The following is a 26,909-nucleotide window of genomic DNA, read 5'->3' as shown; positions in this document are numbered from 1 at the left end:
ATAACAGAAGCTGCTCGAAAACTAATTTTGATTTTTAGTTTTCGAGCTTTTTTAAATCATTTCAATTTGAAGTAATAACTGAAAAATCTGACCCTTCCATTTTTATGTAAATTGGCTATTTAATTAAGGTTAAACATAGCTATACTAAAACTATACTAACCACAAGGAGATGTCGATAAATGAAAATTTCATTAGGGTCAGATGTAGTACAAAGAGGGATGTCACTTATAAAAAATGGCGGTGTCATTATGGATGTAATGAATGCCGAGCAAGCAAAAATTGCGGAAGCAGCAGGGGCAGTTGCTGTTATGGCATTGGAACGCGTGCCATCTGATATTCGTGCAGCTGGAGGGGTAGCTCGCATGGCTGATCCGCGTATTATGGAAGAAGTAATGAATGCAGTTTCTATTCCGGTTATGGCAAAAGCGCGTATCGGTCATATTGTGGAAGCGCGTATGTTAGAGGCGATGGGTGTTGATTTCATAGATGAAAGTGAAGTGTTAACACCTGCTGATGAGGAGTTCCACTTATTAAAAAGTAAATATACAGTTCCATTTGTTTGTGGCTGTCGCGATTTAGGAGAGGCAGCGCGCCGAATTGGTGAAGGTGCGGCAATGCTAAGAACAAAAGGCGAGCCGGGTACAGGAAATATCGTCGAAGCAGTACGCCATATGCGAAAAGTAAATGCGCAAGTACGTGCCGTTGTCGCAATGAATGATGATGAATTGATGACAGAGGCAAAAAATTTAGGTGCACCGTTTGAAGTATTACTTGCGATTAAACAAGCAGGCCGTCTACCCGTTTCGAACTTTGCAGCTGGTGGTGTATCAACACCTGCGGATGCAGCATTAATGATGGAATTAGGAGCGGACGGTGTATTCGTAGGTTCGGGTATTTTTAAAGCAGAAAACCCAGAAAGGTTTGCAACGGCAATCGTTCAAGCGACGACAAATTATCAAGATTACGAGTTAATTAATAATGTTTCACGTGGAATCGGATCACCGATGAAAGGAATTGATATTCGCGGTTTAGCACAACATGAGCGAATGCAAGACCGTGGTTGGTAATAGTAGATAAATAACCTATTATAAGTGTAAATCAAAGCTACCTTGCTACTTTGATTTACACTTTTTTATGATGATAATCATTCGTAAATTTGATACAATCAATTTCGCTTTTCCCCACAAAACATGCCATAATAGATAGATTATGAAACAGTGAGGATGACTCGATGGAACAGATACGTGAATTATATGTAAAACCAAAGTTTATTAAGCAAATGACAAATGGTTATCCGCTTATTTTAAAAGAAGCAATCGATATGCCAGAGGTGGCGATTGCAGAAGGTACGATTGTGCAATTACTTGATGCGCAAGGCGGTTATATTGCGACAGGCTATTATGGTGAGCAAAATAAAGGAATTGGCTGGGTACTATCACGTAAACAAAAAGAAGCGATTGATGTACGTTTCTTTACGAAGAAGATTCGCGAAGCCGCTGAAAAACGTGCAGATTTTTTTGCATCAGAAGATACGACCGCTTTCCGTGTATTTAACGGAGAAGGTGATGGAATTGGTGGCTTAACAATCGATTTCTTCAATGGTTTCTATATGGTGAGTTGGTATAGTGAAGGAATTTATGCATTCCGTGATGTTGTGTATGAAGCATTAAATAAAGCTCTTAACACGCGCGGCATTTATGAAAAATTGCGCTTCAATACGAACGGTCAATATGTGGAACAGGACGATTATGTATCAGGTGAAAAAGGGGAATTCCCATTAATCATTTCAGAAAACGGCATGAATTTTGCGGTTGATTTAAACGATGGGGCGATGACAGGTATATTCCTTGATCAACGTAATGTTCGTAAAGCATTACGCAATCAATTTGCTATGGATAAAACGGTATTGAATACATTCTCATACACAGGGGCATTTTCAGTAGCAGCAGCACTTGGTGGCGCAGCAGGTACAACAAGTGTTGATTTAGCAAAACGTAGCTTGCCAAAAACAATTGAACAGTTTTCAGTGAATGGAATCGACTATGAGTCACAAGATATTAAAGTGATGAACGTATTCGATTACTTTAGTTATGCAAAGCGTCATGATTTGAAGTTTGATGTTGTAGTACTTGATCCACCAAGTTTTGCACGTACAAAGAAAATGACATTTAGTACCGCAAAAGATTATCCAAAGCTATTAACAGACGCGCTTGCCATTACAAATGATGATGGAATTATTATTGCTTCCACGAATAATGCAAGCTTTGATATGAAAAAGTTTAAAACATTTATAGATAAAGCGTTTAAAGATGCAAATACTCAATATAAAATCATAGAACAACATCAGCTGCCAGAGGATTTTGCCGTACCACATAACTTCCCGGAATTTAACTATTTAAAAGTTGTGATCATTCAAGTCATAAACTAAAAGGACGAAATTAATGAAATACAATAAATCAATTATGCTAAAACTTATTAATGAACATCGTGAGTTACATGATGAGTTAAAAAAGTTAAAGGCTGAAATGGGCTTAGAGAAAAGCTTCGCAATCAAAGCATTATACCATTCACATGTTGCAGGAGATGGACCGTATATTCGAGACTATCAAGACCTAGAAAATTTAAAGAAATAATAGTAAGGAGCCGATTCAGAAATTTTGGAATCGGCTTTTTTTCAATTTAAGAGAAAAGCCATCTTTGAATGCCTAAAAACATCCCCCAACAAATAAGCCCAATTGAAATCGCTAATCCAAGATGAAGGTGATTTTTCAACGCGATATAGACAGCACCTAATAGAACAATCGTTGCGGGTAAACCGATGAGTACGCCCCAAGTAAATTGTAGAATTTGTTCATTATTTTGTCCTTGTACAGTGAGCCAAATAATACTGAGTAAACTAATGAGGGGTAATGCAGCAATGATACCGCCATATAACGGAAAGCGTCTTGCTACTTCTGTGACGACCCCGATAATAATGGCGGAGCTTAGTATTTTAATGACCGTGTACATTTTTCGCAACCTCACTTAATAATTGAAAGCTTTCTTCTATCTTTTGCTTTTGCTCCACTGTTAACTTACGGAATACATTTTCTAACTTCTCTGGATCTAACTCCGTATTTACCTTCACCACATCAAGGCCAATAGCCGTTAAGTAAAGGTTTACAATTCGTTGATCATGTTCGTCCCTTTTTTTAATGATCCAGCCGTTATTTTCAAGCTTTTTAATATGTTCGGAAGCAGTGTTATGAGAAATTCGAAACGCTTCTGCAACAAGTCGGACTGTAACGATTCCTTCTTTTTGAATGAATTGCAAAATCCGAACACTTTGATGAGAAATATTTTGTTGTTGTTCAGGGTGTAAATAATAGTAAATTGTTGTGAAATAATCATTTAAGTTCGTCATAGTTAGTAAACTCCTTTACATCTGTCTAGACGATTATATCGTATAAACAGATATAAATAAAGCTTGAATATATTCCGCATCATCTCAGCTAAAAATGGAAAAAGGGAATGTGAATCATATTGTTCACATCCCCGTTTCCATTGAAAGCAACCATAGAAAATCATCTTCAACAAGCAATTGAAGGTCAGTTCCTAGATCAATTAGTTGCTCTGCTTTTTGTTGTTTTGTGCTTATACCACGACGTTTGTTTCCAAGTATTACAAAGTCAGTTTCCGTAGTGACAGCACCTTGTAAAAATCCCCCACAGTTGCGAACTCTTTTCGCAGCTTCCGAACGGGTCATTGTAGAGAGGGCACCTGTAAAAACTAATTGTTTATTATAAAATGGATGTCTAAAACTGCCATAATGATCTTCCAAATGGACGGCTTGTAGGCTGTTATTAACTTTATGCATATGGAGCTTCCCCCTTTTCATTGATGCTACTCTTATTATGACATTTTCAATCGTTCATTGACAAAAGCATCGTATTGAAATACTAATTTTGGTAAAATGAACACAAAAGAAATAAACGGAATACTCAATGCAATATTTTGGAGTAATGAATGGGGGTACATACATATGAATAAACGTAAACGAGCATTATGGGGATTTATTATCGGTGATGCGTATGGTGTACCGATGGAATTTATGGAGCGAGATTCTTTTGAAATTCATGACATGATTGGCTATGGATGCTGGGATGTACCGGCTGGAACATGGTCGGATGATAGTGCGATGACGCTTATTACGATACAGCATTTAATTGAAGATACATCTATTGCTGATTTAAAGCGTGCCTTTTGCAATTGGGTTTATCGTGGGCATTGGTCATACAATGATGAGCCTGCATTTGATGTGGGTATGACGATTGCAGAAGTCATTAATCGATGGGAAACAAAGGGACCTTTTGAAGCAGCAAAAGACGATGAACAATGCAATGGTAATGGTGCCCTTATGCGAATTCTTCCAGTTGCCTTTTATAGCTATGGACGAGCAATTGAAGATCGTTATGTGAAAGATTATGCAACGCTAACACATGGACATATTCGTTCGACGCTTTGTTGTTTCCATTATACATATATGGTGCATGCATTAATGGATGAGTTATCATTGGAGGCGAGTTTAGCGCGTGCGAATGAACAGCTACTTATTAAATTGAATGACTATCCAGAGGAAAAGGTCCACTTTGAGCGCATTTTGAATATAGTTGCGTTATCACGAGAGGATATTCAAAGTAACGGCTATGTCATTCATACACTTGAAGCAGTTTATTGGAGCTTGCTCAATAGTGAAAGTTATTATGATGCTATTTTTAAAGCGGTACATTTAGGCAATGATACGGATACGATTGCCGCCATTACTGGTGGTCTAGCTGGTATTTACTATGAGGAATTAAATATTCCAAACGACTGGATGGCTCTCATTCCAAAGCAAGAAGAAATTGACCATCTCATTAATCGTTTTGTGAAAGTTATTTTTTAAATGTAAATTTTTTGAATCCTTTTATGTTTTCGCTCGTAATTGTATAAAGAGAAAGTAAAGCACGGTGATTTCGTTAAATTGAAGGAGGCGTATTTTATGAAGCAACTTTATATTAAACAAAAGGTGTTCAGTCTTGGTGGTAAGTTTACGGTAAAGGATCAGCAAGAAAGTGATCGATATTACGTGGAAGGTAGCTTTATGCAAATTCCAAAAACGTTTTCAATTTTCAATGCAACTCGGGATGAAATCGCACTTATTACGAAAAAGGTGTTTAGCTTTTTACCGAAGTTTTTTGTTGAGGTAAATGGTCGAGAAGTACTGACAATCCAGAAGGAGTTTTCATTTTTTAAGGCACGCTATAAGATTGAAGCAGCAGGCATCGAGATTAATGGGAATTGGTGGGACATGAATTTTCAAGTGCTGCAGCATGGAGAAGTTATTGGAAAAGTGAGCAAGGAATGGTTCACATGGGGCGATAGTTATAAGGTGGATATTTTAAATGAAGAGATGGAGACTATAATTATTGCGATTGTTGTTGCCATTGATTGTGTGAAAGCGGATCAAGCGGCCTCCTCATCAGCAGCCTCGATGTAAAGGGCATTTAATTCAATGGAAAATAATCTGTACAGGTGAAATATAATGCCCGTACAGTTTTTTTGTGTTGGAAATTTTTTTCATATTACAACCAATTATCAAAATGGACAAAATCGATGATGGATTAGTTGATAAAAAGGGAAACTCAAAGGAAATAGCGTATACAGCATTAATATTATCGATGCAAAATACGCTAATTGAAGGAATTTCAAAATATATAGGTGAAAGGATATAGTGGGAAGTAACGGATATTACGAAGTGATTTTTAATCTTTATTCGAAAATAATTTTTCAAGTATTCTTTTTGGACAAAAAATGCTCACAATTGTAAGGGATTTCTTGAAATTGGTAAACTTCTTAATAGCTTAGTGCTAAGCCATCTGAATATATTTTAATCTTTTAACAATTATGTTACACTACAATGAGTTGAAAAATGATACAGAAAAAATAGGCGCAAATATTTTTTTAGTCGAACATTAAAGTGAGCGCTTACATTATTTCTGCAAATCGTAATATATATATAAGGGAAGGTAAATATGAGTAACAAGCATATTAAATCAGACGTTATTTTAATTGGTGCCGGTATTATGAGTGCGACTTTAGGGACAATGCTTAAAGAATTAGCACCCGATTGGAAAATCACAGTATTTGAGCAGTTAGGTAAAGCAGGCGAGGAAAGCTCTCACGAATTAAACAATGCAGGTACAGGACATGCTGCATTATGTGAGCTTAACTATACAAGTGAAAAGTCAGATGGCTCTATTGATATTACAAAAGCAATTGCAGTAAATGAACAATTCCAAGATTCACTACAATTTTGGTCGCATCTTGTAAAAAAAGAACAAATTAAAAACCCTCAAGATTTCATCATGCCAATACCTCATATGAGTATGGTACAAGGGGAAAAAAATGTTGAGTATTTAAAAAAGCGTCATGAAACAATGATTGGTAATCCTTTATTCGAAGGAATGGAATACTCAGAGGATCCAGCGACATTAAAAAAATGGATTCCATTAATTATGAACGACCGTAAATCAAGTGAACCGATTGCTGCTACAAAAATCGATTCAGGTACGGATGTAAACTTCGGTGCATTAACGCGTATGTTAATCACGAATTTACAAAATCAAGATGCAGATGTGAATTATAACCATAGCGTAAAAGGTTTAAAACGTATGTCAGACGGTTCTTGGGAAGTGAAAGTGCACGATAAAGAAAGCCACAAAATGGAATACCACTCAGCTAAGTTCGTGTTCTTAGGTGCTGGTGGTGGTAGCTTAGAGTTACTACAAAAAACAGGTATTCCTGAAAGTAAGCATATCGGTGGATTCCCTATTAGTGGTCTATTCTTAGTATGTAACAATCAAGAAATCGTCGAACAACATCATGCAAAAGTGTATGGTAAAGCGGCTGTTGGTGCACCACCAATGTCAGTACCTCACTTAGATACACGTTATATCGATGGTAAAAAATCATTATTATTCGGTCCGTTCGCAGGGTTCTCACCTAAATTCTTAAAAACGGGCTCTAATATGGACTTAATTGCAACTGTAAAACCGAATAACTTATTTACATTATTAGCTTGCGGTGCGAAAAATATGGACTTAACAAGCTACTTAATCGGCCAAGTATTATTATCAAAAGAAAAGCGTGTGGAAGAATTACGTAGTTTCGTTCCAGGGGCGAAGAGTGAAGATTGGGAAGTTATCGTAGCTGGTCAACGTGTACAAGTAATTAAAGACACAGACGCTGGAAAAGGTACATTACAATTCGGTACAGAAGTTGTAAGTGCACATGACGGTTCAATTGCTGCATTACTTGGTGCATCACCAGGTGCTTCAACAGCAGTTTCAGTTATGATAAAGGTAATGAAACAATGTTTCCCAGAGGAAATGAAAAATTGGGAACCAAAACTTAAAGAAATGATTCCTTCATATGGTAAGAAGCTGGATGAAAATCCAGAGCTAATTAAACAAGTTCACGCTTCAACGGCTGAAACATTAGGCTTACACAAGTTTTAATTCATAGTAAAATAGAGAGAACCTTTTATCATATAAAGATGAAGGGTTCTCTTTTTTACATTTCAATCGGTATACGAATGTTCAAAATAAACGTGTTTAAATGGAGGAATAGATATGTATAAATTAGATTTCCCATCACCACTAGGCGTAGTTGAAATTATGAGCACAGAGAGCGCCATCAAATCAGTGTATTTTACTAATCGAGAGGTAGCAATTTATGAGCAAACGGCTGAAACACCAGCTGTATTAAAGGATTGCTACGAACAACTCATACAATATTTTAATGGTGAGCGGACAGAATTCACCGTCCGATATGAAATGCATGGCACAGACTTTCAGAAAAGTGTTTGGACCGCTTTAACGACAGTATCTTTTGCCAAAACTGAATCTTATAAAGATATTGCAATTAAAGTGGGCAATGAAAAGGCAGTGCGTGCAGTAGGAACAACGAATGGGAAAAACCCGATAAGTATTATTGTTCCGTGCCATCGTATTATTGGTGCAAATGGTAAATTAACAGGCTATGGAGGCGGCCTATGGCGAAAAGAATGGTTGCTTGAACATGAGAAAAAAACAGCGAAAGAATAGGATTGATTAAATGAACGAACAGCAATATGAAAAGCAATTAAATATTAATACATCAGGATTTCAGTACGGTTTTCCGAAATTAGTAAAATATCACCGCTATGAGCCAACTCCTTATAGCGGTTTAGATCAATTGTTTGAGCATTACACATTGCCTGAAAATGCATGCCTAGTTGATATTGGCTGTGGGAAAGGGCGTGTGCCAATTTACGTGCATTACCAATTTCAAATACCAGTAGTCGGAATTGAAATGGATCAAAAGTTTTTTATAGAGGCCGAGCATAACCGCGAGCAATATTTAAAGAAAAACAAAAAGAATAGTGCATCGATTCAATTTATGAATCAACTAGCAGAAACTTATAAAATAGCGGACAAAGACAATGTGTTTTTCTTCTTTAATCCATTTTCCATTCATGTTTTTCGTCAGGTGATGAATCATATTTTAGATTCATTGGAACAGAAAAAGAGAGTGATCGATGTTATTTTGTATTATCCTGCGCCAGAGTACATGCTTTATTTGCAGCAGGAATTAGCTTTAAATTTCCTTGTAGAAGTTAAATTGGCAGATGAGAAAAATGAAAATGAACGAATTGTTGTATTTAGAATTTCGTAAATAAAATACCGCCATATATTGAAAAGTATACAAAAATAGTAAGAGGAAAATAGTTTTAGTTAGAAAATACTAAATATACAGAAAAATCACACTAGACTAAAAATAAAGTTTCGATTACAATACAGAAGTTAGAATAAATAGATGTCAAAGGTCACGATTCGTGTATTCAGAAAATTGAAAATTTAGATTGTTAAGATGATAGATATTGGGTATAATTATCTGGAATATCTAACAACTCTAGTATTCGGGGGGAATTTTAATGACACACAAAAGCAAAATGAAAAAGTACGGCTCTCTATTTATGGCAACTGCATTACTGACAGGTGCTTTAGCTGGATGTGGTACAAATGAGGATACGAGCTCATCAGGTGGAAGTAGTAATGCTGTATCAGGTGATGTAATTAAAATTGGTGCGAACTTAGAATTATCAGGTGGTGTAGCATCATATGGTTCTTCAATTGGTGATGGTGCCAAACTTGCCGTTGAAGAAATCAATGCAGCGGGTGGTATTGACGGTAAAAAAATAGAATTAATTACAGTCGATAATAAATCAGAGAACGCTGAAGCAACAACAGCGGCGATTCGTTTAGCTGAAAAAGATAAAGTAGTAGCAATGCTTGCACCAGCTACTTCTGGTAACGCTTTAGCGACAGTTGAAATTGCGAATAAATATAAAGTTCCAATTGTAACGGGATCAGGTACTGCACCAAATGTAACGGTAAATGACAATGGTTCGGTAAATGAGTTCGCATTCCGTACATGCTTCATCGATCCATTCCAAGGAACAGTAGCCGCAAACTTTGCAACGAAAGATTTAGGTGCGAAAAATGTAGCCATTTATGCTGATAATGCATCGGATTACGCAAAGGGCTTAGCTGCTTCATTTAAAGAAACGATAGAAGCAAATGGCGGTACAGTCGTTGCTGAAGAGGCATATGTTGCAAAAGATGTTGATTTCAAATCAACATTAACAAATATTAAAGGGAAAAATCCTGACTTTGTTTTCATTCCAGGTTATTACGAAGAGGTAGGCTTAATTGTTAAACAAGCCCGTGATCTTGGTATTGATGTTCCGTTAATGGGGGCAGATGGTTGGGATTCTCCAACATTAATTGATTTAGCTGGTGCGGAAGCATTAAATAACACATACATTACAAATCACTATTCTTCTGAAGATCCTGATGCGAGCATTCAAAAATTCGTTGAAGCATTCAAAGGGAAATATAAAGAAGCACCAAATGCATTCCATGCGCTAGGCTATGATTCGATTTATTTCATTGTTGATGCGATAAAACGTGTAGATGGTGATGTGACAGGCGAAGCGATTCAACAACAACTTGCTGCTACGAAAGACTTAAGCTTAATTACAGGGACTTTCACAGTAGATGAATTCCATAACCCAGTAAAATCTGCCACAGTGTTAGAATTCGTAGATGGTAAACAAGAGTTCAACTCTAAAGTGAATCCATAATTTTTTTACAAGTGGGGGAGGGCAAACGAGCTCTCCTTTTTTAATGGATAAGAACGTATTATATTTCATCATACACATAAGGAGTGAAATTTATGGAATGGATCCAACAACTTGTTAATGGTATTTCACTCGGTAGTATCTATGCGCTTATTGCACTGGGCTATACGATGGTATACGGGATTATTAAATTAATCAACTTCGCACACGGTGACGTATTTATGCTTGGTGCCTTTATTGGCTTTTTTGCCATTGCGCGTTGGGAAATGAACGTCTTTTTAGCCTTAATTTTAGCGATGATTTTATGTGCAATTATTGGCGTTATTATAGAACGTGTTGCTTATAAACGCTTGAGAAATGCAACGCGTATAGCTGCTTTAATTACAGCAATCGGGGTTTCGTTATTGATTGAATATACGGTTATCTTCTTCCGAGGAGCATCTCCATCCGCTTATCCGACTGTTTTTGAAACGAGCAATTTTGAAATTTTAGGTGTAAAGATTAGTACGCAATCTATTTTAATTTTATCTGTATCTATTTTCTTAATGATTTTATTACAATTTATCGTTCACAAAACAAAAATCGGTAAAGCAATGCGTGCGGTATCTCATGATGCGGATGCAGCAAAATTAATGGGTATTAACGTTGATAATACCATTTCAGCAACATTTGCAATTGGTTCTGCATTAGCAGGTGCGGCAGGAGTTATTTTTGGTATTTATTACACGCGTATCGATCCATTGATGGGCGTATTACCGGGGATTAAAGCGTTCATTGCAGCTGTACTTGGTGGAATTGGCATTATTCCAGGTGCAATGGTTGGTGGTTTAGTACTAGGTGTGGTGGAAACAATCGTATCCGCATTAGGCTACTCATTATGGCGCGATGCAGCAGCATTTGTTATTTTAATTCTTATTTTAATTATACGACCATCGGGTATTTTTGGTAAAAATGCTCGAGAGAAAGTGTAGGTGGATAGCGTATGAAAAAATCAAAAGTTTTTTGGAGTTATCTCGCACTAGCGCTAGTAGTCTATGCAGTCGTGCAATTTTTAATTAACGGTAATATGGTGAGTTATGCTAGCCAGAACATGTTAATTACAATGTGTATTAATATTATGCTAGCAGTTAGTTTACATGTTGTAATTGGAATAACAGGACAGTTCTCAATTGGTCATGCAGGATTCCTTGCTGTAGGGGCTTATATTTCAGCAATTTGTACGATGAAGTTAGGGATGCCGTTCGTTACGGCGATTTTAATAGGGGCTGTTGTTGCAGCACTTGCGGGGCTTTTAGTAGGAATTCCAACTTTGCGTTTAAAAGGAGACTATTTAGCAATTGCGACGTTAGGATTTGCCGAAATTATTCGTATTGTATTTTTAAATATTGATTATGTCGGGGGAGCAGCCGGAATGCAAGTGGCGCATCAATCGACATGGACTTATGCCTTCTTTGGTGTATTTATTACGATCTTAGTCATTTCCAACTTCACAAAATCCCGTCATGGACGTGCATGTATAGCGGTACGTGAAGATGAAATCGCGGCCGATGCAATGGGAATTAATACAACATATTATAAAGTTATAGCCTTTGCAATTGGCTCATTTTTTGCAGGCGTTGCAGGTGCGATTTATGCGCATAACTTCTACATTATCCAACCAACTGCATTTGGTTTCTTAAAATCATTTGATATTTTAATTTTCGTTGTATTAGGTGGGTTAGGTAGTTTATCAGGTTCAGTAATTGCGGCCATTTTCTTAACAGCAGTATCGACTTATTTACAAGGGTTCCCAGAGACGCGTATGATTATTTATTCATTGGTATTAATTTTAGTTATGCTTTACCGTCCAAAAGGGTTGATGGGAACGAAAGAAATTACAGACCTCTTTAAGTTCGGTAAAAAAGGAGGGACACGTACATGAGTGCACTTCTTAAAGTAGAAAACTTAGGTATTCAATTTGGCGGATTAAAAGCCGTACAAAATGTGAATTTGCATATGAATCAAGGAGAGCTCATTGGTTTAATCGGTCCGAATGGTGCAGGAAAAACGACAACATTTAATATGCTGACAGGTGTTTATGCTCCGACAGAAGGAAAGGTGCTCTTTGATGGGAAATCGATTGGGGGGTTAGACCCTTATAAAGTGACAAGACAAGGAATTAGCCGGACATTCCAAAATATTCGTTTGTTTAAAGAATTGTCCGTATTAGATAACGTAAAAGTAGCGAACCACGGACTGGCAAAACATAATGTGTTATCAAGTGTTTTCCGTCTGCCAAGCCATTTTACAGGTGAGGCTAAAATGGAAGAAGAGTCATTAGCATTTCTAAAAATATTTGGATTAGATAGTTTCCGTGACGAGCTAGCTAAAAATTTGCCTTACGGGATGCAGCGTCGTTTAGAAATTGCCCGTGCGCTTGCAGCAGGACCAAAGCTACTGTTACTAGATGAGCCAGCAGCAGGGATGAACCCTCAGGAAACACATGATTTAATGGAACTCATCTCCTTCGTGCGTAAGGAATTCAATTTAACAATTTTACTGATCGAACATGATATGAATTTAGTAATGGGGATTTGTGAGCGGATTTATGTGCTGGATCATGGACAATTAATTGCGGACGGGACACCAGCAGAAATTCGTTCAAATCCAAAGGTAATTGAAGCGTATCTTGGTGAGGAGGTTACGGAGTAGTATGCTAAAAGTAAATGACATCGATGTGTATTATGGCAATATTCAAGCGTTAAAAGGAATCTCCCTCGAAGTAAATGAAGGTGAAATTGTCACATTAATTGGTGCGAATGGTGCAGGGAAAAGTACATTACTTCAAACAATTTCCGGATTATTAAAGCCAAAGCGTGGGTCGATTGAATATTTAGGTTCAGCGATTGATGGTAAGGCGGCACAATCGATTGTGAAAGCAGGCATCTCACATGTACCAGAAGGGCGTCGTGTATTTGCCAATATGACGGTAGAGGAAAACTTGGAGCTAGGTGCTTATTTAAGAAATGATCGTGAAGGCATTAAAAAAGACATGGCGCATGTTTACGAGTTATTTCCTCGTTTACTAGAGCGTCGTAAGCAGCTTTCCGGGACATTATCTGGTGGTGAACAGCAAATGGTAGCGATGGGGCGCGCGCTGATGGCTAAGCCGAAGTTAATCATCATGGATGAGCCGTCAATGGGTCTTGCACCGCTTATGGTGAAGAATATCTTTAATATTATTGAAATGGTGAATAAGGAAGGGACGACGGTACTACTTGTTGAGCAAAATGCGAATATGGCATTATCGGTTGCGCATCGTGCTTACGTTTTGGAAACAGGGAAAATCGTCCTTGCAGGAACAGCAAAAGAGCTACAAGAAAGTGATGAAGTAAAAGCAGCTTATTTAGGCGGTTTATAAAAGAAAAATGGCCCTCCATTTTAGAGGGACCACTTTTTTATTTATAAGAACCACTATATTACCATACAACATTCTCTTCATCTGGATAGTGAAGGTTGAGCGGAACTTCATGTAATGCTTGCTTTGTAATAGCAGTAACTTCAAGAAGTTGCTGTTTGAGCGTTACATACGTATTATCTTCTGTTAATAGGCGCAGTGCAAAAGCTGCAAGAAGCTCTTTACGTTGGTCTTTTGAAAGCGCCAAATATTCTAGGTTCAGCACATCAACATACTGTGTTGCATATTGATGAAACAGCGGGGACTTCGTGTGCAATGTTGTCAAAAATACTACATAATGTTCCTCTGTCATAAATACCTCAATACAACGTGCGACCTGTGCTTGAAACTTTCGAATCGTTGTTACCGTGTCATTCCATTCAGAATCATCAATCGTTTCTTTATATAAATCGATAAAGTCATTGAATGAAAGTGCGGCAAATAGTAATTCTGGTAGAAAAATTTCAACTGCAAAATAAATATTCTTTTCAAGGTAAAGCGTTTTCCTATTTTTCATAATGCCTTTATGAATGCCATTAGGGATTTCTTGAATAGTCTTTGTCCCTTTTGAAGCTTGACGTAATTTTAAGCACAGACCCAACAAACGATTGCGGGAGCCTTGAAAATGATAATAGCGCTTTTCATCCCCAATAATTTCATAAATTGCTTGAATGAGCTCTTCTATATCCCAATAATCCCCACTAATTTGAATCCCTGTTAAATGTTCCGTTGGTTGAAGTGATAGCATCGCGTTTCCTCCAAACAGTAAAACTACTTTCGTCTACCGGGAATAGTTATCTCCCTATTGTCTTGGTGTATAGTTTAATAGTTTAAATAGTTCAATTCTTTCTTTATCCGTTAAATCGCGCCATTGTCCAACTTTTAAATTGCCAATCTGAATGTTCATAATACGTATTCGTTGTAGTCGTTTGACAGAATAGCCAAGCGCAGAACACATACGTCGGATTTGACGGTTTAACCCTTGCTCTAAAATAATTTTGAAAACATTTGACGAGATTTTTTCTACACGACATGGCAGTGTTTTTGTATCTAAAATTTCAACACCTGAACGCATTCCGTGGAGGAAGTCTTCTGAAATAGGCTGATCCACTTGGACAACATATTCTTTTTCATGATGATTTTCTGCACGGAGAATTTCGTTGACGACATCCCCATCATTCGTAAGTAATAATAATCCCTCTGAATCTTTATCCAAACGGCCGATATGGAAAACACGCAATGGATGATTTACAAAATCGACAACATTTCCTTGGATATGTTTTTCCGTTGTACTCGTTATGCCGACGGGTTTGTTCAGCACAATATAAACGAGTTGCTCCTCTTTTTTAACCGGTTTCCCGTCTACGCGAACATCATCGCCGTCTGCAATTTGACTACCGATTGTTGCAAGTTTGCCATTAATTGTGATCCGTCCTTCTTCAATCCATTTATCTGCACCGCGACGAGACACGATGCCTGTTTCTGCTAAAAATTTATTGATTCGCATAATTTTCACCTACTATTAGAATATATTCAGTATACAATACATAACGTATAAATTCGCCTCGTTTATGTTTTGCACAAGTTAATCATCCCCACTTTAACGTAATTGTATCTAAATTTTGAATGAAGATATTAGCAAAACTTTAGTTGTTTCATCGTGTGTTTGAACGCCGATTGAGCAAGGTGGATTGTGCATTTCCTTCATTCCTCATTAAGGTAGGGATTTCCTGCCGAACGGAGATAAAAGTTGAGAAAAAACATTTTTTGAAAAAGTGAAGTTAAAAATTGAAATCTTTCTAGTTTTCTGACAATATAGTAATTGAAGATACCTTTTTCATAGAGTCCTCTTTTTAAAGTGAATGACACTCTATATATAATTCAGAAGGTATTGCTCAAAATATGATTGCAAAGGGGAGAATTTTCAATGACAGAGGTTAATGTAATTTCAAACGTTTATGCAAATCCAAATACGGAAGGTGCACTGGTACACTTTAAGGAAAGTTATGACAACTTTATTAATGGGGAATGGGTTGCACCAACAAATGGGGAGTATTTTGACAACGTAACACCAGTAACAGGTAAAGTATTCACAAAAGTTGCTCGTTCAACAGAAGCGGATATTGAATTAGCTTTAGATGCAGCTCATGCAGCAAAGGATGCTTGGGGAGCAACGTCAGCTACTGAGCGAAGCAATATTTTATTAAAAATTGCGGATCGTATCGAAGAAAACTTAGAAATGTTAGCCGTTGCAGAAACTTGGGACAATGGTAAAGCAGTACGTGAAACATTAAATGCAGATTTGCCACTTGCGATTGACCATTTCCGTTATTTTGCTGGAGTATTAAGAGCGCAAGAAGGTTCAATTAGCCAAATCGATGAAAATACAGTTGCCTATCATTTCCACGAACCAATTGGGGTAGTTGGTCAAATTATTCCTTGGAACTTCCCATTGCTAATGGCGGTATGGAAACTAGCACCGGCACTTGCTGCTGGAAACTGCGTTGTTCTGAAACCGGCTGAGCAAACACCGGCTTCTATTTTAGTATTAGCTGAGTTAGTTGGAGATTTATTACCTCCAGGTGTATTAAATATTGTAAATGGTTTTGGCTTAGAAGCAGGAAAGCCATTAGCATCAAGCCCGCGTATCGGTAAAATTGCTTTTACTGGTGAAACAACGACGGGACGCTTAATTATGCAATACGCATCACAAAATTTAATTCCTGCAACATTAGAGCTTGGTGGGAAATCCCCGAATATATTCTTTGAAGACATTATGGATGCAGACGATGCATTTTTAGATAAGGCAGTAGAAGGCTTTGTATTATTTGCACTAAATCAGGGAGAAGTATGTACATGCCCTTCTCGTGCACTTATTCAAGAGTCGATTTATGATAAATTTATGGAACGCGTTTTAAAGCGTGTTGAAGCGATTCAAACTGGTAACCCACTGGATCCAAACACAATGATGGGTGCTCAAGCTTCATCTGAGCAAATGGAAAAAATCCAATCTTATTTACAAATTGGTAAAGAAGAAGGTGCAGAGTGCTTAATCGGTGGTGATAAAAATGATCTTGGTGGTGATTATGCAGAAGGCTATTACATTAAGCCAACTGTATTTAAAGGTCATAATAAAATGCGTATTTTCCAAGAGGAAATCTTCGGCCCTGTTGTAGCGGTAACGACATTTAAAACGAAGGAAGAAGCGTTAGAAATTGCGAACGATACTTTATATGGCTTAGGCTCAGGTGTTTGGACGCGTGATATGAATACAGCGTATCGCTTCGGTCGTGGAATTCAAGCAGGACGCGTATGGACAAACTGTTATCATGCATATCCTGCGCATGCAGCATTTGGCGGCTATAAAATGTCGGGTGTTGGACGTGAAAATCACAAAATGATGCTAAGTCATTACCAACAAACGAAAAACTTACTAGTAAGCTATGATGAAAACCGCTTAGGCTTCTTCTAAGAGAGGAGGGTTAAAATTGGTTGAACGTGTTGTCGCAACCGATGCAGCATTGGCGTTAATTGATAAGTTGAAAGCGCGTCACGGTCCAGTTATGTTCCATCAATCCGGTGGTTGCTGTGATGGCTCCTCACCAATGTGTTACCCAGATGGTGAGTTAATTATCGGCAATCAGGATGTTCTATTAGGCTATATTGGTGAGAGTCCATTTTATATGCACAAAAATCAATATGATTATTGGAAGCATACGCAAATTATTATTGATGTTGTGGATGGACGTGGGGGCATGTTTTCTCTTGAAGGAGTCGAAGGGAAACGCTTTTTATCACGCTCTCGGGCATTTAATACAGCAGAACTAGAACAACTAAAAAGTTAATAGTAAGCACGGAAAAGTAGCAACTAATACTTTTTCGTGCTTTTTTAATGTTAAGAAACGCCACTCACTCCAGAAAAATAAGCGTATAATATTTTTAAGAGCGTGAGACAATGCAAAAAGAAGGGGATATAACCATCTTATGAGATCAATAACAAATCTGATAATTCCGTTTTCACGTGAAACAATTTTACATAAACGATGAATGGAATGAAACCGCTGAAAGAAATTATAAAGGAGCGATTGAAATGAAAGAAACGAAATTATGGATTAATGGCGCTTGGGAACAGACAAAAGAACACTATTCCTTAACCGCGCCTTATACAGGAGAAATCATTGCAAAAGTGGCAAAAGCGACACCAGCAGATGTAAGGCGTGCGATTGAAGGGGCCCACAATGTATTTCAATCATTTAAAAATGTTCCAGCCTATGAGCGTGCTGAAATTTTATATAAAGTTGTTGCGATTATGCGTGAACGAAAACAAGAATTGGCTGAAATTTTAGCAATGGAAGCTGCCAAACCGATTTCCACGGGTTTATCAGAAATCGAACGAACAATTGCCACGTATCAGTTTGCTGCTGAAGCCGCGAAGCAGTTAACGGGAGAGACGATACCAATGGATGCAGCCCCGGGTGTGACGGATCGGATTGGTTATACTAAACGCATCCCTTTAGGTGTCGTTACGGCAATTACACCATTTAATTTCCCCTTTAATTTAGTCGCGCATAAATTAGGTCCTGCCTTTGCAGTAGGAAATACGGTCGTTTTAAAACCCGCTACACAAACACCTTTAAGCTCGATTGTGATGGCTGAAATTTTTAAGGAAGCCGGATTACCAGATGGTGCGTTACAAATTGTTACAGGAAGTGGAAGCGAATTAAGCGATCAATTAGTGACGCACCCTCTCGTTAAAAAGGTAACGTTTACTGGGAGCGGTACAGTCGGCTTAAAACTGAAAGAAAAGGTTGGTTTACGCAAAATGACGCTAGAGCTTGGCTCGAATGCGGGGGTAATTATAGAGCCTTCCACACCACTTGAAAAAATAGTAAAACGCTGTGTAAGTGGGGCATTTGGTTTTGCTGGACAAGTTTGTATTTCTTTGCAACGTATTTATGTGCAACAATCGATTTATGAGGAATTTACGAAGTTATTTGTTGAAGAGACGAAAAAGCTTGTCGTAGGTGATCCGCTTCACGAAAATACAGATGTAAGTGCCATGATTCATCCTGATGAAGTGGTACGTATTAAAAAGTGGATTGAACAGGCGGAAAATGAGGGAGCAGTTGTGGAGACGGGCGCGGAATTTACAGCACGTACATGTACCCCGACAGTTATGACGAATGTACAGCCTCATATGAAAATTGTATGTGAGGAAACATTTGCACCGATTGTTTCGCTTGTCCCTTATGAAACGTTGGATGAAGCAATTGCGTTGATCAATGCATCACAGTTAGGGCTAAATGCAGCTATTTATACAAATGTACTAACAGATGCCATGAAAGCGGCAGAATTATTGGAGGCAGGTACCGTTATTATTAATGATATTCCAACCTTCCGTGTAGACAACATGCCATATGGCGGCGTGAAAATGAGTGGCTATGGTAAAGAAGGAATTAAATATGCAGTGGAAGAAATGACAGATTTAAAATTCATTACAATGAAACTTAACTTTTAAATGCCATTAGGATTATTTGACTAGGAAAATCCGAACATGAAAAAGTGAATAGGAAGGATGTTTTACAATGAATACTGTATTACCAATGAGTTTTTCTCGCACAATTCAAACTCGACTAGTGTTGCCACCTGATACAAATCATCATAATTCTATTTTTGGTGGGAAAGTATTAGCTTATATCGATGAAATTGCGGCAATTACAGCGATGAAACACGCGCAAGGGGAAGTGGTGACGGCTTCTTTTGACTCAGTTGATTTTGTTTCTGCTGCGTATGCTGGGGATATGATTGAGTTGGAGGCGATTGTAACAGGTACTGGACGTACATCGATGGAAGTGTATGTTCGCGTTGTTACCCGAAATATTAAAAATGGTTCTAAAAAACTAACGACCGAATCTTTTGTAACGATGGTTGCGATAGATGAACAAGGTAAACCGAAAGAAGTTCCCGCTGTTGAGCCAAATACGGATTTTGAAAGGCATTTATTTGATACAGGTCCGATTCGCCAAGAGCATCGGAAAGCAAAACGTGCATTATCCAAAAATAGAAGAGGCTAATATCAATTAAGCCACAGCTAACTTTAGTCCAGACTTTTTCGAGCGAGTTCACTAAGGAAGTTGAGGATGAATGCTGAATCAAATTAAATACGTAAAAATCCACCATTTCGTTCAAATGAAGTGGTGGATTTTCGCTTTTGCAACTTATTTTAATCATGTAATTCATGTACAATGCGCAACAAGGAATCCGATGAAGTGGATACAAGTGTAGCGGTTTGCGTTAAGCCAGTTATAACAGTAGAAATCGATTGAATATCTTCTGTCGTATCTTCGTATTTTGATTTAATTCCTGATACTGCTTCGGTAATGGAAGTGAAGGAGTCAGCCAAACTTTTTTGTGTTTCGACACTCATTTTTATTTGCTCATCCACACTCGTAACAGAAGTAGACATTTGTTCAATATTTACTTCGGTTTCTTGAATGAGATGAGAAACATTTTGCACGGCATTTTTTGTTTCCTCTGCTAGTTTGCGTACTTCCTCCGCAACAACTGCAAAACCTTTCCCGTGCTCGCCAGCCCTTGCTGCTTCAATTGAGGCATTTAAAGCAAGTAAGTTTGTTTGATCGGCAATTCCTGTAACGAGACCAACAATTTCAGAGATTTTTTGAGATGAACGACGCAAGTTTACCATGGAAGATTCTAAAATATCTACGCCATCTAATACCGTTGCAATCAAAGCCGTTTGGGTAGCAAGATGGGTTGTACCAACAGTAGATTTATCCTCAGTTTCTGCTACTAAATTGAGCCCTTCTTTTGTAGCGAATGTGATGTCTTCTGTTTGTCCTGCAATTTCTTGAAGGGACGCATTTGTTTCATCACTGATACTATTTAATTCCGTTGCAGTACGTTGAATACGATCGATTAACTTTTGCTTAATAAGCTCCCCTTCATTTCGAATGCGCTGCTCTTCCAGCTCGTACGCTTCAATAACGAGTTGTTGCTCAAAGTTAATAATTTTGGAGAAGGCATTGATCGCACGTCCCATATCTTGTGAAGGCATATTGACCGTTTGGATAAAGTCAATAAATGTCGTCATCAATGATTGGAATGATGCGATATACCATTTGGATTGTAAACCAATTCTTACATGAACGTGCGCAATAATTTTTCGTTCTTCAATGTAAGCAGAATCAATACGACAATTAAATATATCTTCTAAGTGCTTACGCAATGTCACTTTTAATCGTTCAATCTGTGTGGTATTTTTAATAATTTGTACTAAATCTGTGCTTAAACTAATCGCCCCATAAAATTGTTCTACCATGACAGGAATAAGGTCATGTGCATACGGTTGAAGCTGTTTAATAATTGCTAAATCTTCTCGTGTAAATTTTAATAATTGAAGCTGCTTGTTTAATTCAGGATACTTGGAAATGTCTAAATAAACTTCATTAGAATATTTCGCTGGATCAAAAAATGTTTGATTTGAAGCTTTAGATGATTTAGAGAACCAATTAACCATTGTCTTCCTCGTTTCATAATTTTCTCGCTTATAAACATAATACGCTATTTTATTTGAATAATCAGTATCTTTTTACTATATATTGTGAAAAATAGTGACATTTGTATTTTAAATTTAAACATTGTAAAATATAGGGTGAAAACATAACTTATATTGACAAGTAAAGGACGTTGTATGATGAAGTTTCATAAAGGTCGTTTAAAGTTTGTATTACCATTATCTGTTGGAGTTGCGATTGCCTCAAATATTATGTTAGTTAATAATTATCAAGAAGTGCCAGACCAAAGTCGAATATTCATCGTTATTGGTGCGACGCTTTTAACAGCAGTCATCTCGTATTTCTTGTTCCCCCAAGATGGGGATAATCCAGATGATCGCGGTCCTTATTAAAGGTGTAACACCCAAAATCTCGACGAACATAGTCGAGATTTTTTTATCTCAAAATATTGCTGGGACATAGTTAAAATTTATGAATCTTTTTTGAATGTCATACGTAAATAAAGTAGAACATAAATGAGTGTAAGCTATATAGCTTTTCGGAATGTTGAACGAAGCTAATTAATTTAAAAACAAAGTGAGGTTGATTACAAATGGAATCTAAATGGTCAAAAGTAATTATTCATGCGAGTGCATTTTTTGCTCCCTTTTTAGTACCGATTCTATTTTTCTTAATAAGTACGGAAGAAGATGTGAAACGACTTTCGATTCAAGCGTTATTATTCCAAGTGATATTCGGTATTTTAATCGCGATTGCGGGAGTACTGTCATTTATACTAATTGGACTACCATTCTTATTAGTATTCTTAGCGATTTTCTGGATTGCCCCAGTTATCGGTATTCTAAAAGCGTTATCTGACTCGGACTGGAATTACCCAATTGTAGGTCGTTGGATTTAACTTAATTCAGCATTCATTAAAGAGCGGTGAAATCTGTTATAACAGGTTTCGCCGTTTTGTTGTTTTTGAACAGATATCGTTCGAATTGAATAATAAATGTATAAATTTTCAAGGAAATCCCCATAAGTAAAGAGAGAAATTAACTTGTTTCAGCAAATTCCTTTTGTAAAGTAAGCAAGGGTTATAATTTGCATTTCGTTTTTTGTCTATTGTATATTTAAGTCAAAGATAGTCAAAGTCAGTCGGTTGTGAGGTGAGAGACAGCATGAGGAATATATCTGACATTATTGAAGGGTATTTAAAAGAGATTATTGAATTAAAAGGACAAGGACATATTGAAATTAAACGAAGTGAACTTGCCGATAAGTTTCAATGCGTACCTTCGCAAATCAACTACGTCATCAATACACGATTTACTGCTGAACATGGTTATTTAGTAGAAAGTAAGCGTGGCGGTGGAGGTTATATTCGAATTTTGCGTGTTACAATTCACTCCAAAAAGGATTTGTTAGATGAAATGGACACACAAATTGGTGATGACATTGCGCAAACAAATGCAAATCGCATAATATACCGAATGCTTGAAGAATCGATTGTTTCCGAGCGCGAGGCTATGATTATGAGAGCTGCAATGGATCGCGAGACATTGCAATTACCGTTGCCTTTACGCGATCAGCTAAGAGCGCATATTATGCGTTCCATGTTAAAAGTAATTTCGTTTGAGAAGTGAGGGGGCTGTTAGATGATATGTGGACATTGCAAGCAAAGACCTGCCAATGTGACCGTTACACAAGTTCAAAATGATCAAAAAGTTGAACGGTATTATTGCGAAATATGTGCCGCACAATTTCACCCATTTCAATTTGAGGTTAGTGAGGAACCCGTTTCAATTCAACAATTTATTTCTAATTGGCTGAATTTCTTACCAGCTTCGACTACAAAAGAAATTAAACAAGCAACAGAGAAAAAAACAACAAATTGTCCAACATGTGGTTTGACGTACCGGCAATTTTTAAAGCAAGGTAAGTTTGGGTGTGAAAACTGTTATGAAACGTTCAATGCGCAATTACCACAATTACTTGAACGGATTCAAGCAGGTACTAAACATGTTGGCTTTAAAGAACAAACAATTTCTATAGAAAAAATAAAGCACCAAATTGAAGCGCTACGGGAACAACTGCAGCAGGCCATTGTGGCGGAATACTTTGAAGATGCCGCAAAGATTCGAGATGAAATACGGTTACTTGAAAGTAAAGTTTATTCGGGAGGTGAGGAGCAGATATGAATATCGAGCACTTTTTAACGAATGCCAATCCGAGCTGGATGCAAAATGAAGATGATTCGGATATCGTCATCAGTACACGCATTCGATTTGCTCGTAATATTGCTGGGACACGATTTCCGAATAGTTTTACTGAAGAGGAAGCGCAAGGAATAGAGGATCAAGTGATGAATGCTTTATTCTCCATTGAACAGAACCCGTATCGTTTTTCTTATTTTCCTATAAAAGATTTACCGCAATTGCAACGCCAAATTTTAGTTGAAAAACATTTAATTAGCCCTAATTTAGCGAAACGTCAAAAAATTGGCTCCGTTTTTATTACAGAAGATGAAGCATTCAGCATTATGGTGAATGAAGAGGACCATATCCGAATACAATGTTTAGCCTGCGGAATGCACATTGAGGATGCATTTGAGAAAGCACGCAAAATAGACCGTTATTTAAGCCGACATATTAACTTTGCTTATCAAGAGCAATATGGCTATTTAACGAGCTGCCCAACGAATGTCGGTACAGGTTTACGCGCCTCCGTTATGCTCCATTTACCAGCCTTAACCGTTACAAAACAAATGAATGCATTAATACAAATGATGACAAGATTAGGAATGGTTGTAAGGGGTATATATGGAGAAGGAAGTGAAAATTTGGGGAGTGTTTACCAAATTTCTAACCAAATAACGCTAGGGAAATCTGAATTGGATATTTTGCAGGAGTTACGCGATGTTGTTGAACAAGTAATTCGAAAAGAGCAAAGTGCTCGAAAAGCATTACTAATTCGTGCACCATCGACATTAGAAGATCGCTTGAGTCGGTCACTAGGTACTTTAAAATACGCCAAAATTTTAACGAGTGAGGAAGCGGCAAGTTGCTTATCCAATGTTCGTCTCGGTGTAAGTTTAGGGTTATTAAAACCGATTTCTCAAAGTAGACTAAATGAATGCATGTTATTAATTCAGCCAGGATTTATCCAACAATATGTCGGTACAACGTTGCAACCAGCTGAACGCGATATGTATCGTGCCAAGCTGTTACAAGATAAATTACGACAACAAGATGAAAGTGTTAATAATGGGGAAAAAGGGGAGGATTCTATATGATGTTTAATCGATTTACACAACGCGCACAAAAGGTGTTACAACTTGCTCAAGAAGAGGCAATTCGCTGGAAGCATAAAGAAATTGGAACAGAGCATATTTTACTCGGCCTTATTCGTGAAGGTGGAGGAATTGCCGCAAAAGCTTTAGAGGCAATTAATATTAGTCCACAAATGATCGAATCAGGTATTGAAGAGCTTGTAGGAAAAGGAACAGAAGAAGTTGGTCCGATTGTTCATTACACACCAAGAGCTAAAAAAGTAATTGAGTTATCTTTAGATGAATCACGCAAGCTCGGTCATGCTTATGTTGGAACAGAGCATATTTTATTAGCGTTAATTCGTGAAGGGGAAGGCGTTGCCGCGCGAGTGTTAGCTAATACAGGCGTTAGTATTAATAAGGCACGTCAGCAAGTGTTATTACTTTTAGGGAATAACGACTCAACTAACAGCGGCGGCACACCGATGAATCAAACGGTCAATACGCCAACATTAGATAGCCTGGCGCGTGATTTAACAGTGGTGGCGCGTGAAGGTTCCCTTGACCCAGTCATTGGTCGTTCAAAGGAAATTACACGTGTTATTGAAGTGTTATCTCGCCGTACGAAAAACAATCCGGTATTAATCGGTGAGCCAGGTGTTGGTAAAACAGCGATTGCAGAAGGGTTAGCACAGCAAATTGTAAACAACGAAGTACCTGAAATTTTACGTGATAAACGCGTTATGACGTTAGATATGGGGACGGTTGTTGCAGGCACGAAATACCGTGGTGAGTTTGAAGATCGTTTGAAAAAGGTAATGGATGAAATTCGCCAAGCAGGCAATATTATTTTATTCATCGATGAGCTGCATACATTAATTGGTGCAGGTGGTGCAGAAGGTGCGATTGACGCATCAAATATTTTAAAACCATCATTAGCGCGCGGTGAATTGCAGTGTATTGGTGCAACGACATTGGATGAATACCGTAAATATATTGAAAAGGATGCAGCACTTGAACGCCGCTTCCAACCAATTCAAGTAGATGAGCCAACTGTTGAAGAAACAATTTTAATTATTAAAGGGCTACGCGATCGTTATGAAGCACATCACCGTGTAAAAATTACCGATGAAGCAGTAGAAGCGGCAGCGAAATTATCAGACCGTTACATTTCGGATCGTTTCCTACCAGACAAAGCGATTGATTTAATTGATGAGGCGGGCTCAAAAGTACGTTTACGTTCTTATACAGTGCCACCGAATTTAAAAGAGCTAGAAGATAGTTTAGAAAGTATCAAATCTGAGAAAAATGCCGCTGTATCGAGTCAGGAATTTGAAAAAGCTGCCGCACTTCGAGATTCAGAACAAAAAGAAAAAACGAAATTAGAGCAAATGAAAAAAGAGTGGAAAGAGAAACAAGGAAAAGAAGAGTCCACTGTAAATGTAGATGACATTGCACAAGTTGTGGCGATGTGGACGGGAATTCCTGTTTCAAAAATTGCTCAGGAAGAATCCGCTAAACTGTTAAATCTTGAAGAAGAATTACACAAACGTGTAGTTGGCCAAAGTGAGGCAGTAGAAGCAATCTCTCGTGCAATTCGTCGTGCTCGAGCTGGGTTGAAAGATCCAAAACGTCCAATTGGTTCATTTGTTTTCCTTGGTCCAACAGGTGTTGGTAAAACAGAGCTAGCACGTGCGTTAGCAGAGGTCATGTTCGGTGACGAAGACTCAATGATTCGTGTAGATATGTCTGAGTATATGGAAAAACACTCGACTTCTCGTTTAGTTGGTTCACCTCCAGGCTATGTAGGGTTTGATGATGGTGGTCAATTAACAGAAAAGGTTCGTCGTAAACCATATTCTGTTGTGCTTTTAGATGAAATTGAAAAGGCGCATCCAGATGTGTTTAATATTTTATTGCAAGTACTTGAAGATGGTCGATTAACAGATTCGAAAGGCCGTACAGTAGATTTCCGTAATACCGTTGTCATCATGACATCGAACGTTGGAGCAGATGCTCTTAAATTCCAAAAATATGTTGGCTTTAATGTTGGTGATACAACAACGAAAAATAAAGATATGAAAGGGACGATGCTTGCAGAATTGAAAAAGGCATTCCGTCCAGAGTTCTTAAACCGTATCGATGAAATGATTGTGTTCCATTCATTAGAAAAAGAGCACTTAAAGGAAATCGTTACGCTAATGGCGCTGTCTTTAATTAACCGTTTAAAAGAGCAAGATATCGAGTTAGAGCTAACGGATGCAACGCTGCAAAAAATTGTGGAGGAAGGCTATGATCCGCAATATGGAGCTCGCCCATTACGTCGTGCAATACAAAAACACGTAGAGGATCGCTTATCTGAAGAGTTGTTAAAAGGCGAAATTGATAAGACGCAAAAAATCGTGTTGGATTATGTGAATGAGGAATTTGTAGTGCATAGCCAAAAAAGTAGTGTGATTACAAATTAATTTCAAAAAAAAT

General features: G+C 37.7%; 29 protein-coding genes. 23 read left to right on the top strand and 6 right to left on the bottom strand.

Annotated features, from left to right (window positions below; genetic code table 11):
• Window positions 1–179: 179 nt before the first annotated feature.
• The 3 genes from pdxS (at window position 180) to MHI10_RS20980 (ending at window position 2,633) form a co-directional block, all read left to right on the top strand.
• The gene (gene pdxS / locus MHI10_RS20990) at window positions 180–1,067 is read left to right on the top strand and encodes a pyridoxal 5'-phosphate synthase lyase subunit PdxS (RefSeq protein WP_340788961.1); all 888 of its coding nucleotides are present in this window, start codon (window positions 180–182) and stop codon (window positions 1,065–1,067) included.
• Window positions 1,068–1,231: 164 nt separating this feature from the next.
• On the top strand, window positions 1,232–2,428 hold the full coding sequence (locus MHI10_RS20985; protein WP_340788959.1) for a class I SAM-dependent rRNA methyltransferase: 1,197 nt from the start codon (window positions 1,232–1,234) through the stop codon (window positions 2,426–2,428).
• A 13-nt stretch (window positions 2,429–2,441) separates the two neighbouring features.
• Window positions 2,442–2,633, top strand: a complete 192-nt coding sequence (locus MHI10_RS20980) for a hypothetical protein (protein ID WP_340788957.1) — start codon at window positions 2,442–2,444, stop codon at window positions 2,631–2,633.
• Between the two features lie 46 nt (window positions 2,634–2,679).
• On the opposite strand, the gene MHI10_RS20975 is transcribed toward MHI10_RS20980, so the two are convergent.
• The 3 genes from MHI10_RS20975 to MHI10_RS20965 form a co-directional block, all read right to left on the bottom strand.
• Window positions 2,680–3,009 carry a DUF3147 family protein gene (locus MHI10_RS20975; RefSeq protein WP_340788955.1) on the bottom strand — a complete coding sequence of 110 codons (330 nt, stop codon included), beginning with the start codon at window positions 3,007–3,009 and terminating at the stop codon, window positions 2,680–2,682.
• Entirely contained in the window at window positions 2,993–3,403 is a 411-nt protein-coding gene (locus MHI10_RS20970) for a MarR family winged helix-turn-helix transcriptional regulator (RefSeq protein WP_340788953.1), read from the bottom strand. Before MHI10_RS20970 ends, MHI10_RS20975 begins: the two co-directional genes overlap by 17 nt.
• A 123-nt stretch (window positions 3,404–3,526) precedes the next feature.
• On the bottom strand, window positions 3,527–3,856 hold the full coding sequence (locus MHI10_RS20965) for a BRCT domain-containing protein (protein ID WP_340788951.1): 330 nt from the start codon (window positions 3,854–3,856) through the stop codon (window positions 3,527–3,529).
• 165 nt (window positions 3,857–4,021) lie between these two features.
• Here MHI10_RS20965 and MHI10_RS20960 point away from each other — a divergent pair, with 165 nt between their 5' ends.
• The 10 genes from MHI10_RS20960 to MHI10_RS20915 all read left to right on the top strand — a co-directional run bounded on the left by MHI10_RS20960 (window position 4,022) and on the right by MHI10_RS20915 (window position 13,604).
• A complete protein-coding gene (locus MHI10_RS20960; protein ID WP_340788948.1) occupies window positions 4,022–4,924 on the top strand; it encodes an ADP-ribosylglycohydrolase family protein in 903 nt (300 codons plus the stop codon).
• A gap of 96 nt (window positions 4,925–5,020) precedes the next feature.
• Window positions 5,021–5,518 carry an LURP-one-related/scramblase family protein gene (locus MHI10_RS20955; RefSeq protein WP_340788946.1) on the top strand — a complete coding sequence of 166 codons (498 nt, stop codon included), beginning with the start codon at window positions 5,021–5,023 and terminating at the stop codon, window positions 5,516–5,518.
• A gap of 535 nt (window positions 5,519–6,053) precedes the next feature.
• The gene (locus MHI10_RS20950) at window positions 6,054–7,538 is read left to right on the top strand and encodes a malate:quinone oxidoreductase (RefSeq protein ID WP_340788944.1); all 1,485 of its coding nucleotides are present in this window, start codon (window positions 6,054–6,056) and stop codon (window positions 7,536–7,538) included.
• 114 nt (window positions 7,539–7,652) lie between these two features.
• A complete protein-coding gene (locus tag MHI10_RS20945; RefSeq protein ID WP_340788942.1) occupies window positions 7,653–8,126 on the top strand; it encodes a methylated-DNA--[protein]-cysteine S-methyltransferase in 474 nt (157 codons plus the stop codon).
• 10 nt (window positions 8,127–8,136) lie between these two features.
• On the top strand, window positions 8,137–8,736 hold the full coding sequence (locus tag MHI10_RS20940; RefSeq protein WP_340788939.1) for a class I SAM-dependent methyltransferase: 600 nt from the start codon (window positions 8,137–8,139) through the stop codon (window positions 8,734–8,736).
• Window positions 8,737–8,995: 259 nt separating this feature from the next.
• Window positions 8,996–10,207: an ABC transporter substrate-binding protein gene (locus MHI10_RS20935; RefSeq protein WP_340788936.1), complete on the top strand. Its 1,212-nt coding sequence runs from the start codon at window positions 8,996–8,998 to the stop codon at window positions 10,205–10,207.
• 92 nt (window positions 10,208–10,299) lie between these two features.
• Complete coding sequence (locus tag MHI10_RS20930) at window positions 10,300–11,175, top strand: branched-chain amino acid ABC transporter permease (protein ID WP_340788933.1); 876 nt, start codon at window positions 10,300–10,302, stop codon at window positions 11,173–11,175.
• A gap of 11 nt (window positions 11,176–11,186) precedes the next feature.
• Window positions 11,187–12,125 (top strand): branched-chain amino acid ABC transporter permease, encoded by a 939-nt coding sequence (locus MHI10_RS20925; RefSeq protein WP_340788930.1) that lies wholly within the window; start codon window positions 11,187–11,189, stop codon window positions 12,123–12,125.
• Complete coding sequence (locus MHI10_RS20920; protein WP_340788927.1) at window positions 12,122–12,895, top strand: ABC transporter ATP-binding protein; 774 nt, start codon at window positions 12,122–12,124, stop codon at window positions 12,893–12,895. The genes MHI10_RS20925 and MHI10_RS20920 overlap by 4 nt, the downstream gene beginning before the upstream one ends.
• Before the next feature lies 1 nt (window position 12,896).
• On the top strand, window positions 12,897–13,604 hold the full coding sequence (locus MHI10_RS20915) for an ABC transporter ATP-binding protein (RefSeq protein WP_340788924.1): 708 nt from the start codon (window positions 12,897–12,899) through the stop codon (window positions 13,602–13,604).
• Window positions 13,605–13,662: 58 nt separating this feature from the next.
• Here MHI10_RS20915 and MHI10_RS20910 read toward each other — a convergent pair whose 3' ends face one another.
• Window positions 13,663–14,388, bottom strand: coding sequence for a DUF6904 family protein (locus MHI10_RS20910; RefSeq protein WP_340788922.1), 726 nt, complete (start codon window positions 14,386–14,388; stop codon window positions 13,663–13,665).
• A gap of 54 nt (window positions 14,389–14,442) precedes the next feature.
• Window positions 14,443–15,147 carry a 23S rRNA pseudouridine(2604) synthase RluF gene (gene rluF, locus MHI10_RS20905; RefSeq protein ID WP_340788920.1) on the bottom strand — a complete coding sequence of 235 codons (705 nt, stop codon included), beginning with the start codon at window positions 15,145–15,147 and terminating at the stop codon, window positions 14,443–14,445.
• Window positions 15,148–15,567: 420 nt separating this feature from the next.
• Between rluF and adh the strand changes: the two genes are divergently transcribed.
• The 4 genes from adh to MHI10_RS20885 all read left to right on the top strand — a co-directional run bounded on the left by adh (window position 15,568) and on the right by MHI10_RS20885 (window position 19,714).
• Window positions 15,568–17,112, top strand: coding sequence for an aldehyde dehydrogenase (gene adh / locus MHI10_RS20900; RefSeq protein WP_340788918.1), 1,545 nt, complete (start codon window positions 15,568–15,570; stop codon window positions 17,110–17,112).
• 16 nt (window positions 17,113–17,128) lie between these two features.
• Complete coding sequence (locus MHI10_RS20895; protein ID WP_340788917.1) at window positions 17,129–17,485, top strand: DUF779 domain-containing protein; 357 nt, start codon at window positions 17,129–17,131, stop codon at window positions 17,483–17,485.
• 245 nt (window positions 17,486–17,730) lie between these two features.
• Window positions 17,731–19,158: an aldehyde dehydrogenase family protein gene (locus tag MHI10_RS20890; RefSeq protein WP_340788916.1), complete on the top strand. Its 1,428-nt coding sequence runs from the start codon at window positions 17,731–17,733 to the stop codon at window positions 19,156–19,158.
• A gap of 67 nt (window positions 19,159–19,225) precedes the next feature.
• Entirely contained in the window at window positions 19,226–19,714 is a 489-nt protein-coding gene (locus tag MHI10_RS20885) for an acyl-CoA thioesterase (RefSeq protein WP_340788914.1), read from the top strand.
• A 149-nt stretch (window positions 19,715–19,863) separates the two neighbouring features.
• Here MHI10_RS20885 and MHI10_RS20880 read toward each other — a convergent pair whose 3' ends face one another.
• Window positions 19,864–21,177: a globin-coupled sensor protein gene (locus MHI10_RS20880; RefSeq protein ID WP_340788911.1), complete on the bottom strand. Its 1,314-nt coding sequence runs from the start codon at window positions 21,175–21,177 to the stop codon at window positions 19,864–19,866.
• A 177-nt stretch (window positions 21,178–21,354) separates the two neighbouring features.
• Between MHI10_RS20880 and MHI10_RS20875 the strand changes: the two genes are divergently transcribed.
• From MHI10_RS20875 to MHI10_RS20850, 6 genes are all read left to right on the top strand, one after another.
• Entirely contained in the window at window positions 21,355–21,567 is a 213-nt protein-coding gene (locus tag MHI10_RS20875) for an acyltransferase (RefSeq protein WP_340788910.1), read from the top strand.
• A gap of 200 nt (window positions 21,568–21,767) precedes the next feature.
• Window positions 21,768–22,073, top strand: coding sequence for a DUF4870 domain-containing protein (locus MHI10_RS20870; protein WP_340788908.1), 306 nt, complete (start codon window positions 21,768–21,770; stop codon window positions 22,071–22,073).
• Between the two features lie 265 nt (window positions 22,074–22,338).
• Complete coding sequence (locus MHI10_RS20865; RefSeq protein WP_340788906.1) at window positions 22,339–22,803, top strand: CtsR family transcriptional regulator; 465 nt, start codon at window positions 22,339–22,341, stop codon at window positions 22,801–22,803.
• Between the two features lie 12 nt (window positions 22,804–22,815).
• Complete coding sequence (locus MHI10_RS20860) at window positions 22,816–23,358, top strand: UvrB/UvrC motif-containing protein (protein WP_340788904.1); 543 nt, start codon at window positions 22,816–22,818, stop codon at window positions 23,356–23,358.
• Entirely contained in the window at window positions 23,355–24,452 is a 1,098-nt protein-coding gene (locus MHI10_RS20855) for a protein arginine kinase (RefSeq protein ID WP_340788902.1), read from the top strand. The genes MHI10_RS20860 and MHI10_RS20855 overlap by 4 nt, the downstream gene beginning before the upstream one ends.
• Window positions 24,449–26,896, top strand: coding sequence for an ATP-dependent Clp protease ATP-binding subunit (locus tag MHI10_RS20850; RefSeq protein ID WP_340788899.1), 2,448 nt, complete (start codon window positions 24,449–24,451; stop codon window positions 26,894–26,896). Before MHI10_RS20855 ends, MHI10_RS20850 begins: the two co-directional genes overlap by 4 nt.
• Window positions 26,897–26,909 lie beyond the last annotated feature (13 nt).

The organism is Solibacillus sp. FSL K6-1523 (assembly GCF_038005225.1).
Classification (GTDB): domain Bacteria; phylum Bacillota; class Bacilli; order Bacillales_A; family Planococcaceae; genus Solibacillus.
This window is presented reverse-complemented; position numbering and strand designations above follow the sequence as displayed.